Below are 13,870 nucleotides of genomic sequence, written 5' to 3' on the forward strand. Positions count from 1 at the left end.
GTGAACTATAAATTTCACGATATATCAGTTCATACGTTAGCGTTATAAAGTTTATTTATAACTTATTTAAGAGGAATGGAAGCCATCTTGTGATCAGATAGAAATACGTTTTATGAGGTCAAAAGCACTTGGCAACGAACATATTATAGTGATTTTTGTCAGAAGATTACGACGGCATATGAGTCTGATACCAATTTTATTTAACCGGAATGCCCTAATCCTAGCCGTTGGATTTTTTAAGTTAAAGATTCGATGGATAACGTCATTTTCACTGTCAATATAAAGGTAATTTCATACTTTAATATTCGTTAATCCACAACCTCAATCAAAATTATGAAAGCGCCAGTCCTTAAAGAATCAGTTCCCCCTAATGCTTCTAAAAGAGCTCTTAATCTTAAAATTCAGCAGGTAAAAAAACCAAAGTGGACAGAGCCGGAACTCCTTACCTCCGTTTTAATGCTTACCACTTTTCCTCCTCGCGAATGCGGCATTGCCACCTATTCAAAAGATTTAATGGACAGTGTCAATAAAACCTTCGGGAATTCTTGCGCTATAGAAATATGTCCACTTTATGATAAAAGACATCCACTTGAGCAATCAGAACACTTTCGCTACAGTTTAGAAACAGACTCCAAAAGTAGTTATGAGCAACTTTCCGCTATGATAAATACGGATGACCTTATTAAACTGGTCATGATTCAACATGAATTTGGATTGTTCAATGGTTATTCTGAAATGTTCATTGATTTTTTAAATGCATTGAAAAAGCCGGTGATTCTTGCTTTCCATACCGTTATTCCCAATCCAGATCTACAGTTAAAGGACTATATTGGAGATATGGCATCGGCCGTCAACTATTTGACGGTAATGACCAATTCCTCAAAATCGATCTTAATGGATGACTATGGCATAAAACCTTCGAAAATAAAAACCATTGCGCATGGCACTCATTTAATCAAGCACAAAGACAAGAAAAAATTAAAATCAAAATATGGACTAGAACACAAAACCGTGTTGTCCACCTTTGGACTTTTAGGTCCAGGTAAAAGTATTGAAACGACATTGGAGGCGCTTCCCGAAATCGTGAAGGAATTTCCAGAAGTGATGTTTTTGGTTTTGGGAAAATCACATCCCACTTTAGTTAAGAATGAAGGCGAAAAATATCGTGACTTTTTGGTCCAAAAAACAAAAGACCTCAGTATAGAAGCCCACGTCCAGTTTATCAATGAATTCCTCCCTTTAAATAGCTTGTTGGAATATCTTCAACTTACCGATATTTATCTGTTTACCTCAAAAGATCCCCACCAGGCGGTAAGCGGTACTTTTGCTTATGCCATGAGCTGTGGTTGTCCTATAATTTCAACGCCCATCCCACATGCAGTGGAGTTTCTATCTGAAAACAAAGGCTTGATGTTTGACTTTGGAGACAGTCAAAAACTTACTAAGCAGTTAAGAACGCTGTTACAGGACAAAACTTATAGGAAAAACCTCGGTCTTAACGGACTGCATGCCTCATCAGCAACCTCATGGGAAAATTCAGCCTTAGCTCATGGTCATTTGTTTCAGAAATTAGCCCACGGTACTGCCCTAGTCTATCAAAAGCCTGAGATCAAACTTGACCATCTCCATAAAATGACCACAGAGGTGGGGATGATCCAATTTGCCAAATTAAATCAGCCCGATAGTTCTTCTGGATATACATTAGATGATAATGCGAGAGCGTTAATTGTTATTTGTGAGAATTATAAACTTACCAAAGACATCAGTCTCCTACCTTCATTGAAGAAATATTTGAGTTTTATTTTAAATTGCCAACGTCATGACGGTCGGTTTTTCAATTATGTAGATGAGAACCGTGAATTTACGCAACAAAATGAGAAGGTAAATCTCGAAGATTCTAATGGCCGTGCCATTTGGGCTCTTGGTCACCTACTGGAAATTGAAAATCTGATTCCTGCACAATATGCCTATCTCTTTGATCGGTCCAGAGAATCCTTGAATGATTTCATTACTAACGCGATCAATTACAATTCGCCTCGTGCTATAGCTTTTATTATTAAAGGAATCGCGATCTCAGGACTGGCACAACCTGGTTCACTTTATAGGGATACGCTGCACAACTTGGCCTCAAAACTTTCGAAGATGTATTTGCACGAATCTGGAGTGGCTTGGAAATGGTTTGAACCGTATCTAACCTATGGGAATAGCGTTTTGCCCGAAGCGATGCTTGAGGCTTACAAGGTCACAAAAATCGATAGTTATAAAGTTATTGCTTTTGAATCATTCAATTTTTTGCTCCAGCACTTGTTTGATCATGATAAGTTTACGGTAATCTCTAATCAGACCTGGTTTTTGAGAGGCGATTCGATCAAGGAATGTTCTCTTGGAGGACAACAACCCATTGATGTTGCCTACACCATTCTGGCGCTGAAAAATTTTCACAAAATATTCTCCAATGAAGGGTATCTAGAAAAGATGGAACTGGCCTTTAGCTGGTTTCTGGGTAAAAACCATTTAAAGCAGACCATCTACAACCCATGTACAACGGGATGTTTTGATGGCTTGGAGCTTAAAAATGTGAATTTGAACCAAGGGGCTGAATCCACTGTAAGTTATTTAATGGCCCGAATGGCGTTTGAAGAATAAAAGCAGAACACCCCCATTTTAATCCTTAGAATTTTTGAGTTCCTCCAATAACGACTTTAAATTTACCGTCGCATAGGAGGATGAATAATCTGAAACTGCATACGGGATAATGAGATCCTCATTATGGATGATCCCACCGCAGGAATAGACCACGTTGGGCACATAGCCTTCCCGCTCTTCCTTGCTTGGTGAAATCAAGGGTTCCATTAATCTACCGATGACTTTGGTTGGATCTTCCAAATCGAGCAACGAAGCGCCAATACAATACCGACGCATTGGTCCTACACCATGGGTCAAGATCAACCAACCGTTATCAGTGTAAATTGGCGAACCACAATTGCCTATTTGGGTAAGATCCCATGCAAATTTTGGTTCTTGGATTTTGATGGGGTCGTTCCATAACGTAATTCGGTCTGAGAATGCCACGTAATTGTTATACCCATCAATTCGGGCCAACATGGCATATTTACCTTTTATTTTGCGAGGAAACAGGGCGAAGTTTTTATTCTTTGCGGCATTGCCATGTAACGGCATAATCCGAAAATCTATAAAATTACAAGTACTTACCAATTTCGGAATAATGGTATGGCCATTGTAAGCGGTATAAGTGGCGTAAATGGTAGCATTACCATCATCATCCGTAAACCTAACAAACCGAGCGTCTTCAATACCTCTACTCTCAGAGGGGGAATTTGGGAATATGACCCTTTCGGTAATATCACTCTGTTCATTAAACTTTAAATCATAATACGAATCCACAAGCCAGGTCATCTCATGGAGAGCCAATTTCTTTGTGGAATCAATATCAGCATCGTCCAATAGAATTTTTACAGCATCTTTAAGAGCATAATATTCAAAATGACTGGGCAACGGATCCATAACCTCTGAAATATAATGTTGAGGAATATTAATTTCCTGCATTTTCTCAACAAAACGCTGTTTATCATAGGACATTTTATAGCCAACCTCGGGTAGATCAATGTGGTTTTTGACTTTGGCGATGTGCAAATTGTTCTCTTTATCTAAAATTCCCTTTCTAAATACGATGGAGGACAAATGACCTTCGCCTGTAGCCCTAAAAGAAATAATAACACGTTTCTCACCCTTTTTCAGGAATGACTGGTCAAAATCTTCAATCATAGAAGGATTGAAAAGTGCGGCAGACTCCAAGGAATATTCCATGGTACTATAAGCCCCTATCAGCATTTTCTGGTTTTCGGTCAAGCTCTCATAACTGATGTCCATTTGGTGTAACAAATCTTGAAAGTTGGCGCAATGCTGTTTAAATACTTTTTTTAGATTACGATGGCGACCTTTAAATTCATATAAAGTGTTTTCCAGCTCTTCGGCAACTTTGCCATCAGAAAATTCTAAAATCTTTAAAATAAGTTCTTTTGTGCGTTTGTCGCCATTATTAAAGAAACGGGTCACCACGCGAGTGGCATCCGGTGTGAATTTCAAAGCTTTTCGTTGCACTTTTATGCCCATAATAGTAAAATATTTAAAATTAGAATAAAATGAAAAAGTCAGGAATCCTATTAAAAATCTTTAAGAGTCTGTTTTTCAGTGATTAAAGAAATAGTGTTTCTATATCTTAATTTTCAAAAATTCAACTTTAAAGATCGACATAAGTTAATGAAAATTGATATTTATTTGTTACCAATCACTCCGTAAACTTTTTGTTCTTATACATCTAAAAGGAGCGTTTCCTTTAGTTTTTGTTGGTGTAATTTGGGAGTACATTTAAACCGTTTCTTAAAAATACGACAAAAATAACTTTTATTGGTGAGTCCAATTGAATATACAATTTCCGAAACGTTCATATTTGTATTTTTCAACAAATCCAATGCTTTTTCCAGTCGTTGGTTTCTGATAAAAATCGCCACGGTACAATGATGCATTTCCTTAAAACCCAATTGCAATTTTGAAACCGACAATCCTGTACGTTTACACAGTTCCTTTATGCTGTATTCGTGCTGTGGATTTTCAATAATTTCATCAGAGAGAACTTTCAACTGCTGAATTTCAAAAGGTTGTAAAAATGTCATTTTATTTGAACCCTTGAATAATCCATTAAGCTTTAGCCCAATTAATATATTGCAATACCCTTGGGCAATAAATTTATGATTACAGGTAGCCTTATCAATAGATTTCAGTTTTCTGGCAATTTCACAAATCTCCAAATTGGGCATCAGGAGCATTGCAGGATTTAAAATATTATTGATGCTGTTTTTAGCTTTTAACATGCGAAATAATGCTTGTTGCTCAACATTAAGTTGGTCTTGTTGGATTTTCACAATCAAGAAATCATAACGCGACTGCGATTCAAAATGTAATGATAAAATGTCTGATGTGCTGTTTAGCATCATGACACTCGCAAAAGCAGGAATAGCTAAATTTTTGTAATTGCAGTTTAAAACCAAAGTAGATTGATGAGCCAAATTAAAAAACATATAGATCAACGGACCAGTTTCTGAGATGAGATGGAAACTGAAATCAAATTGGGCGATACCATCAAAACTATAAAATTCAATAGCTTCTGTAAAGCTATTTCGTTGGATAGCCCCTTTAAAATGCCGATCGTTTTTAGTGCAGCCTTCTCGAATTTCAAAACTATGCGCGTCATTCATGATGAAAACATTTTATGTCCGTTAATTCAAGTTAGGATTACAAATTTGCATTTTTTTCTAACTTAGCCTTATCGTTATTCCTCACAAATATGTCCTTAATCCAATGATCCAAATTAAAATTCGTGCGCTATATTGATGGCGAACATGACATTACAGTGCATGATCCCATCCTAAAGATTTTTCAAATCATTTTTTGAAATATGAGCTTAGCATAAAATACAAAATTCCTGCACAATTTGAGATTGGCAGGAATTTCGCTTAAGAAAAAAAGGGATTATTTTTTCTTTGGTGCTGGAGAAGATTTACTTGGAGAAGGTGATTTTTTAGGATCGTTCTTTTTGTCATCCTTCATCGGAGCATCCTTTTTCTGATTTTTGTCTTGAGTAGCCATTTTTTTATTTTTTTTAATTAATTATAAAATAAAGATACCTTGAATCTTAATCTAAAGAGTGTTCAAAAAAACTTAAAAATGACTCTAAAAAAAAGTTTAAGAATTCATTAAATTATCAATTGCTGTCTCCATATGAATACCTTTTCCCAGAACCGCCTTAAAAACATCTTTGTTTCCTAAAATACGCTTTGGTACAGTATTAATTGTAAAATCTGATACTTTTAAACCTGGTTTTAGTGCTGACCACTCCAATGGTGTAGACACTGTAGCGTTTTTCTCTGGTCTTACACTATAGGCCGAGACAATAGTTTGACCTTTCCGATTTTGCAGATAATCTAGATAAATCTTTGGACCGCGTTTTTTGAGCGAACGTTCCAACGTGGTCAATTCAGGCAACAACTCATTGATATATACACATAATAATTTTGTAAAATCCCGAGCTTCCTCATAGGAATATAAGCCCCCCATGGGAATATAGATATGCATACCCGAGGCTCCTGAAGTTTTGCAATAGCCTTTAATTTTTGCTCTATCCAAAACAGCTTTGGTAGCCAAGGCGGTTTCAATAATCTGTTCAAATGTATTCGCCTCTGAGGGATCCAAATCGATGATGGCATAATCTGGGCAATCCAATTGATAAATGGTGGAATGCCATGGATGTAACTCGATACATCCCAAATTATTCATATATAATAAAGTAGCTTGATTTTGGCAAAGGAGATAATTGATTTCCTTTTCTGAAGCTTTTGAAGCTATGGCAACCGTTTCAATCCAAGCGGGAAGATGTTCGTTATCCTTCTGATAAAATGAATCCCCTTGAATTCCGTTGGGATGGCGATGGAGGCTTTCTGGACGGTCTTTTAGATAAGGCAGAATATAATCAGACATTTTAATATAATAGTCCAAGAGATCATATTTGGTCAACTTGGCATCCGGCCAATACATTTTATCCGGGTTTGTGATGGGGACTGTAATATGGTCCACTTCCAAGCTAAACTCAGACTTAGCTGAGTCTTTTCTATTATTCAGGGTTGGCTGCACTTTTTCAGGCCCATCAAATGGGATGGACTTATCTTCACGAAGTCTTAAAAATACGGGATGTCTCATGATTTTTAAAGGCGTCCATTCTGAAAATTTAACTTCACAAACCAATTTAGGAATTAACCAAATTGGTTGTCTACCCTTGAGATGGCGCTGGATACTAAATACAGGAGTTTCGGTTCTTAAAACTTCAAATTTATGAGAGAGTTCCGTCATTTGCTTTTCAGAAAATCCCGACCCACAGGTGCCCACATAGACCAATTGACCATCTTCAACCATGCCAAGAATCAAGGAAGCGAATTTTCGAGCGCTTGTTTTTGATAAGGTATACCCACAAATAATCGTTTCCGAATCTTCTAATTTTTTAAATTTCAACCAATTTGTGCTTCTAAAATTAGGATAGTAAGTTGAATCTATTTTTTTGGCAATCACACCTTCCATCCCCATGGCTACTGCTTTTTCATAGACCGCAATTCCCATGGCTTCCACATGCTCACAATACGAGATATGTTGTGACTCCGGAAGCAGGGATTTCAGCAATTGCTTTCGGTCCAATAAAGGTAATTCAAGCGTGTCGTGTCCATTAAGATGTAAAAGATCAAAAATATAATAGACCAACGTACCCTTGGTAGAATCAGCATCATAATTTTGTAAGGCATTGAACTGAGGCAATCCCTGAGCATCCAAAAGCACAATTTCACCATCTAAAATAGCGGTATGTTCAATAGTATTGAGTTCGTCATAAATGATCTTGAATTTCTCGTTTAGCGAAATACCGTTTCTGGAGTATAAATCGACATGCCCCCTGTTAAGGTGAGCTAAAGCACGATAACCATCATATTTCAGCTCGTAAATCCAGTTTTTATCGTTAAAAATCTTTGTGCCAGGCGATGCCAACATTGGTTTGACAAAAGATTTCAGATTGAAGACGTTATGGTTTTGATCTTTAGAAGTAGAAAACGATTCCAAAACAAAATTCTCGGCGTTATAATTTAGGTCGGTTGCAAATTCATCAGCGTGTTTGATGAGCAGCCATTGGTCTTTTTTATTCATTGAGGACGAGCGCACCAAAGTAAAAATGCCCTGAATCTTCTTTCCGTAAAACACAATTTTTAGCTTGCCCGCCGCATAATCTGAAGACAGGGTATTTTCAGGATAGCGATTTTCGAAATGACCTTCGTCCCAAATACTCATCTTTCCAGCCCCGTAGTTTCCCTTGGGAATAACGCCCTCAAAATTAAGATAGGCTACGGGATGGTCTTCAGTATGAACTGCCAACCGTTTGTCTTTGGGATTCATGGACGGACCTTTTGGAATTGCCCAACTTTTGAGAACCCCTTGCATTTCCAAACGCAAGTCATAATGCAAATGGCTGGCACGATGACGTTGGATGACAAACCTTAATTTATTGGCATTATCAATAACATCCTTTGGTTCAGGCGTATCTTTAAAATTCCGCTTTTTTCTATAATCTGAGAGGCTCATTTAGGACGCTTTCTTTTTACGCGCTTCCAAACTGGCTTTTAATTTTGCCATCAAATCCTTGGCTGCAGTAGGCTCGCTCTTGGTTTTTTCTACCTTTACTTTTTTTCCTGAGGCCTTAGATTCTATAATTTTAAGCAACTGTTTGTTATAGACATCCTTATATTTAGTGAAATCGAATTTTTCGGTATAATTTTCTATGAGGCTTTCAGCCATTTTAATCTCTTTATCTGAAGTTTTGGATTTTGGGATTTTCACTTCCTTCGGATCTCTAATCTCCTCAGCAAATCGGATGACGTGTAGTACAATCACATCTTTATAGACCCCAATAAGGCAGAGATTTTCCTTTTGCCGCATCACAAATGTGGCCACCCCTAACTTGCCAGTTTTCTTTAAGGCATCGCGCAATAAATTATAGGCTTTACCACCTTCCTTTTGAGGTTCCAGATAGTACGGATTTTTAAAAAGCATATCAGCAACTTCAGTCTCTTCCACAAACTCCTCGATATCTATGGTCTTACTCTTCTTGACATTGGCGTTTTCAAAATCCTCCTTTTCTAAAATGATATAGGTATCCTCCTTTTTAAAGCCTTTTACAATATTTTTCCACTCGACTTCTTCGCCTGTGTCTTCATTGACGCGTTTATATCTGATTCGTGCATGGTCTTCTTTGTCCAACATGTCCAAATCCAAGCTGCGACTTTCCGAAGCTGAATACATTTTTATGGGAATTGATACGAGCCCAAAACTGATGGTGCCATTCCAAACTGATTTCATAACGTTTAAATTTAATCTTGAAAATTTAGGGATTGAAAACTGAATTTCAGAGTGCAAAAAGAGAAAATTGTAACGCAAACAGAAATCAGATTTAAATTATCAAAAGAAGCACACCTTTTTAATTAAAATTTAGAAATACACCAAGTTCTTTTTCAATTCATTAAATTTGATAGCTAAGCCTCCACCAATCTATGCAAAATTAGTTTGACTAAAATTCCAACTCATGAAAATTGAAATTAAATTTTTGATCTTTATAGTAATTGGCTTCAACATACATTCTATAAAGAGCCAGAATGATCTACAAAAATTCAACCAGCTTCCTCATACCATTGAGGTTAGGGCTCCTGAGTTCAATACTGAAAAAAAGTATTTTTTTAAGATGGACACAATAAACCATAGTCTGATCATTCAAGACCTCCGAATGTCAAAAGATGGCACCGTTCATTTTTACCAATTCTTACATGAAATCCCATTGGGCGAACTGAATTCGGAGAGTTTTAAGATTCAGAAGGATTTTGACGAAATTACCATAGACATTAGCTCAGCTCCGGATAAAATTTCTATCATGACTTATATGTTCCAAGAGGGCAAAGTGAGCTCCATTCAAGCTTCAAACACAATCAGTTTAGGGAAGTCAAATTGAACAGGCTATAAAAACTATTTCAGCAACGCTTCCACAGGGCAGTCCCACGACGGCTACTACGAAAAGAATCCCTGGAAAGTTTAAATTTATTGATGAAAATGTAATGCAGGTCAATGCGCATCTGGATGATGATTTACGGATCTGGAATGCGTATTATTATGCGCCAATTATTGACGACAATGGACAATATCTACATCCTAAGATTGTCGAAAGTGTTAAAAGAGCTTTAAAAGCACAAAATGACCCTTCTCCATATCCCATCCCTGTGATGGTCTATACCAATGCAAAAGGTGTTATTGAGAACATAGCTGTCGCAAATAATCTGGCTGAGAGCTCTGGTCATATCGAGGGCACTGAAGGTATTCCGATGACCATCAAGACCGAATATGGACAACCTAGCAAATATGTTTTCCTGTTAAATTAACAACTGGCATTCCATAGATCTCTCCATTTTTATAAGACTTGTAAATTCTACTTATAGCATCTGCTCGAAACTTTTTGCAAGTTATTTTAAAAATTCAATTTTTACTGCTGTTGAGATTTATAAGTGTATGATGCGTTTAACCAATTGAAATACAAATGAAATTATTGTTTATTATAAATCCAATTTCTGGAGGCATTGATAAAAATCCATTTATCCGAAAGGCAGTGGCAAAATGTGAAAAATACGGGATTCGTTACGAATTGTTTAAAACAACTGGTAAGAACGATGAAAGCAACCTAAATGCTGTTTTATTGAACTTTAAACCAGACAAAGTGGCTTCTGTAGGTGGCGATGGTACCACATTATTTTCTGCCATTGCCTTAATGGGAAGTGCTATCCCCATGGGGATTATTCCCTTGGGATCGGCTAACGGGATGGCGGTAGAACTCTCGGTAAATCCCCATCCTTTAAAAGCCTTGGATGATTTGATTATGTCAAATGTTGTAGCAGGATTGGATATGCTTGAAATCAATGAAAAGTATTATTCCATGCATATTGGTGACGTTGGCATCAATGCCAATCTTGTCAATGCCTATTCCAAAGACAAAAATCGCGGAATGGCCACGTATGCCAAGTATTTTATAGAAGAATTAAGCGAGTTGAAACCTTTTAAAATCACTATTAAAGCCAATGGCGAAACATATCTTCAAGATGGGTTGATGGTGGGCATCTGTAATTCGAGAAAATACGGTACTGGTATTCCCTTAAATATGACTGGAAATCCCATGGATGGGAAGTTTGAAATTGTTGTGGTGACTCAGATTAATCTAAATTCATTAATAAAGGCGGGGTTGTCAAAGTTCGACGAAAATTTTCATGACAATCAGAGCGGAACCCTTATCAGCACGAAGGAGGCAGAAATTTTATTTGACCAGCCACGACTGCTTCAGTTAGATGGGGAGATTATTGGCGAATTTGAAAGAATCAAAATTAATACCCTTGAAGGTGCCGTAAGGCTAATTACCCATCATGACAATCCTTATCTATTTTAGAACGGAAAGTAGTTGAGCACTTTGTTTGATGAATGGAACGACGTTTAAACAGTCACCAGTAAATGCACTTTTTAACCGAATTTTAGGAGTGCTAATAACTTCTCCTCATTCTTTACAAATAGTGGAGCCATCATTGCGGAAGATGATTATATTTGAAATTAAATAGTTATTTAGAAACATTATCCGTGTAGGATTGCCAATGGAATGGAGACAAGCTATTAAAATTTCGGGGTAGCTTTCCTGAACATAACCTCTTAAAAATGCTTTTAAAAAGTGTACTGAGCAACCATTTACAACTTAATTATGACCAAAATTTCAGGCGTAATAATCGCCTATAATGAAGAACAATACATCGCCAAATGTCTCGAATCTCTGCAAGGCATTGTTGATGAAATCCTAGTGGTTGATTCGTTTTCAACGGACGAAACCCTTCAAATTTGCGAAAAACATGGAGCACGTGTGATCCAACGCGCCTTTATTGGTTTTACAGACCAAAAAAACTACGCAACCGAGCAAGCAAAGTTTGATTATGTCCTTTCTTTAGATGCAGATGAAGCGCTTTCTGAGGAGTTAAAAGCCTCTATTTTGGAATTAAAACCTACAATGGACGGCGAGGGTTATGCTTTTAATAGATTGAATCACTATTGCGGAAAATGGATCCACCATTCAAGTTGGTATCCTGGCACCAAAATTAGGCTGTACAATAAACATAAAGCCCGTTGGTACAGTCCAACCAATATCCACGAGACCATTACGCTTGACAATCCTAAAAGTGTGGTTAAATTAAAAGGAGATCTACTCCATTGGGCCTATGACAGCTTTAGCAAACATCATTTAAAAATTGATACTTACACCACCCTTTCAGCAGTAAATTACGTAAAGAACAAGTCCAAAAAAGTGCCTTATACCAAAATTATTATCAATCCTTTTTGGAAATTCTTTAAGAATTATTTTATCAATAGGGGTTTTCTAGATGGCTTTCAAGGCTTCGTTGTATGTTGCATGTCGGGTTATACAACTTTTTTAAAATACATTAAAATCATTGAGCTGCAACAAAACGAAAAACATCACTTGAATAGATAACAGTGCAAAGAGACTGTGATAAGCAGTAAAGTGATTTTCCTGAAGGACTTTAGAATAGTTTCCCAAAGCGTAACTTTAGTTTAAATCGGGAAAAAGAATCCTCTCCTTTAATATCCAACCGATTTAATTCGTACGGATTGGAAGTTGGCCATGTATTGATCCTATTCCCTATCCTTAAGGCAAACACCATGCCCTCTTGCTTTATTTGTGCAAAAAATTGAGTTTTTAAAGGCTCCTTTTTTGGAAAACTTCCATAAGGATACGCCAAAACTGGAAACACCTTTAAATTATTTTCATCACAAAAATCATTACATTCCCTAAAATCTTCTGTTATTTCAGCGTTACTTAATTTGGCGTAAGGTCTGTGATGAAAGGAATGAAACCCAAGTTCAATACGTCCGCTTAAGCCTTTCAACTGCTCAATATTCATAATAGGTTGGAGACCGGTGTTCCAAACATCCGTTTTACCGACATAGGCAAAGGGCACAAAAAAAGTTGCTTTTTGGTCATACTTCTCTAATAAGGGAAGCGCAAGTTCCAATTGATTTAAAGTCACATCATCAAAAGTAATAATTACAGGTTTTCCGTTTTTTCTATCTATCCGTTCCCATTCTTCAAAATGATAGGTTTTGTAGCCCTTATCAGCTAAATATTGCAACTGTCTTTCCAGCTAAGTCACAGCAATAGTAAGACCTGAAGCTTTTTCAGGTTCCGCTGTAACATTATGATACATTAAAATGGGAAGTCGGCTCATGAGGGTTCTTTAAGTAAATACAAAAATAGGCACTTTTAATGGACTACCTAAAAATGAAACTCAGAAGCGTCATTTTTTAAACGAATTAAATACTGAAAAAGTTAAGGAATTGTAATCCTATAGTGTAAACTCTTGTAACTTTATGGAATCCAGAGGATTTGGCATTCAAAAAATCAATCCTAACAAATAATTTATAGGGTAATCATTCAAAGAAATATTTAATTATATTGAAACGTCATTTGAAGGTTGACGTCATTTGGGAACATAACTAAGGGTCAGCGACCTTTAAATAGTGTATCAGATAGTGTTACCTTGGAGAATTTTACTCATAAAATCATTATCTCAATCTTTCATCGATCTTTATAAAATAGCGCCAAATGAAGATATTTATAGGATTTACATGGCTAATTTTTAATGTCACTATGATGAATGCTCAAAACCAAGATCCGTGGACGGAATATGTGACACCTTCAAGTGTCCACAACCTTCTTTCGCACTATGAAGGTTCTTTTGTAATGGAAATAACAATGGCTACCGGCACAGAAAAAAAACTCTCCATCATCATAGTGGACTCTGATCATACGATGTTCCTCGGTGGCCGATTTTGAATTGAAACAAACCGGAATTATGAGGGGTATGGATTTCCAAGCGATAATGACCATGGGCTTTAACAATACGGACCAAAAATTTGCCTTGACAACCATCACCAATATGGGAACAGGAACCTTAAATATGTCTGGCAATTGGGACGAAAATTCTAAATCCGCTACAGTATGCGGAGAATTGACAAATCCAGTTTCCAAAAATAGCATTACCGACAAACAAATAGTATCATTCGTTGATAAAGATACCATCCTGATTGAAAGTTTTGACCAAGAGGGTGGCCATAAGGAAAAGAAAACAGTGCAATATAAGTTGATTAGAAAAAAATAATTCTCAAAAGATAG

General features: G+C 36.7%; 12 protein-coding genes. 7 read left to right on the top strand and 5 right to left on the bottom strand.

Going from position 1 to position 13,870, the window contains the following annotated elements:
• Positions 1–333: 333 nt before the first annotated feature.
• The gene (locus tag G525_RS0103655; RefSeq protein WP_051209756.1) at positions 334–2,646 is read left to right on the top strand and encodes a glycosyltransferase; all 2,313 of its coding nucleotides are present in this window, start codon (positions 334–336) and stop codon (positions 2,644–2,646) included.
• Between the two features lie 18 nt (positions 2,647–2,664).
• On the opposite strand, the gene G525_RS0103660 is transcribed toward G525_RS0103655, so the two are convergent.
• The 4 genes from G525_RS0103660 to ku form a co-directional block, all read right to left on the bottom strand.
• Positions 2,665–4,134: a glycoside hydrolase family 130 protein gene (locus G525_RS0103660; RefSeq protein WP_027124950.1), complete on the bottom strand. Its 1,470-nt coding sequence runs from the start codon at positions 4,132–4,134 to the stop codon at positions 2,665–2,667.
• Positions 4,135–4,331: 197 nt separating this feature from the next.
• A complete protein-coding gene (locus tag G525_RS0103665) occupies positions 4,332–5,276 on the bottom strand; it encodes a helix-turn-helix transcriptional regulator (protein ID WP_027124951.1) in 945 nt (314 codons plus the stop codon).
• A 487-nt stretch (positions 5,277–5,763) separates the two neighbouring features.
• Positions 5,764–8,193, bottom strand: a complete 2,430-nt coding sequence (ligD, locus tag G525_RS0103675; protein ID WP_027124952.1) for a DNA ligase D — start codon at positions 8,191–8,193, stop codon at positions 5,764–5,766.
• Complete coding sequence (ku, locus tag G525_RS0103680; protein ID WP_027124953.1) at positions 8,194–8,967, bottom strand: non-homologous end joining protein Ku; 774 nt, start codon at positions 8,965–8,967, stop codon at positions 8,194–8,196.
• Between the two features lie 223 nt (positions 8,968–9,190).
• Between ku and G525_RS0103685 the strand changes: the two genes are divergently transcribed.
• From G525_RS0103685 to G525_RS0103700, 4 genes are all read left to right on the top strand, one after another.
• Positions 9,191–9,610: a hypothetical protein gene (locus G525_RS0103685; RefSeq protein WP_027124954.1), complete on the top strand. Its 420-nt coding sequence runs from the start codon at positions 9,191–9,193 to the stop codon at positions 9,608–9,610.
• A gap of 103 nt (positions 9,611–9,713) precedes the next feature.
• Positions 9,714–10,034, top strand: coding sequence for a hypothetical protein (locus G525_RS0103690; protein ID WP_027124955.1), 321 nt, complete (start codon positions 9,714–9,716; stop codon positions 10,032–10,034).
• Positions 10,035–10,189: 155 nt separating this feature from the next.
• Positions 10,190–11,086: a diacylglycerol/lipid kinase family protein gene (locus G525_RS0103695; protein ID WP_027124956.1), complete on the top strand. Its 897-nt coding sequence runs from the start codon at positions 10,190–10,192 to the stop codon at positions 11,084–11,086.
• A gap of 303 nt (positions 11,087–11,389) precedes the next feature.
• Positions 11,390–12,169, top strand: a complete 780-nt coding sequence (locus tag G525_RS0103700; RefSeq protein ID WP_027124957.1) for a glycosyltransferase family 2 protein — start codon at positions 11,390–11,392, stop codon at positions 12,167–12,169.
• Positions 12,170–12,218: 49 nt separating this feature from the next.
• Here the strand turns inward: G525_RS0103700 and G525_RS20130 are convergent, their stop codons facing one another.
• Complete coding sequence (locus G525_RS20130) at positions 12,219–12,827, bottom strand: polysaccharide deacetylase family protein (protein WP_342662727.1); 609 nt, start codon at positions 12,825–12,827, stop codon at positions 12,219–12,221.
• Positions 12,828–13,300: 473 nt separating this feature from the next.
• Here G525_RS20130 and G525_RS20135 point away from each other — a divergent pair, with 473 nt between their 5' ends.
• Together G525_RS20135 and G525_RS0103715 are read left to right on the top strand one after the other, a co-directional pair.
• On the top strand, positions 13,301–13,531 hold the full coding sequence (locus G525_RS20135) for a hypothetical protein (protein ID WP_027124958.1): 231 nt from the start codon (positions 13,301–13,303) through the stop codon (positions 13,529–13,531).
• Positions 13,518–13,856 (top strand): DUF1579 family protein, encoded by a 339-nt coding sequence (locus tag G525_RS0103715; RefSeq protein ID WP_281170379.1) that lies wholly within the window; start codon positions 13,518–13,520, stop codon positions 13,854–13,856. Before G525_RS20135 ends, G525_RS0103715 begins: the two co-directional genes overlap by 14 nt.
• The last annotated feature ends 14 nt before the right edge of the window (positions 13,857–13,870 follow it).

It is taken from the genome of Gelidibacter mesophilus DSM 14095, assembly GCF_000423005.1.
GTDB lineage: Bacteria > Bacteroidota > Bacteroidia > Flavobacteriales > Flavobacteriaceae > Gelidibacter > Gelidibacter mesophilus.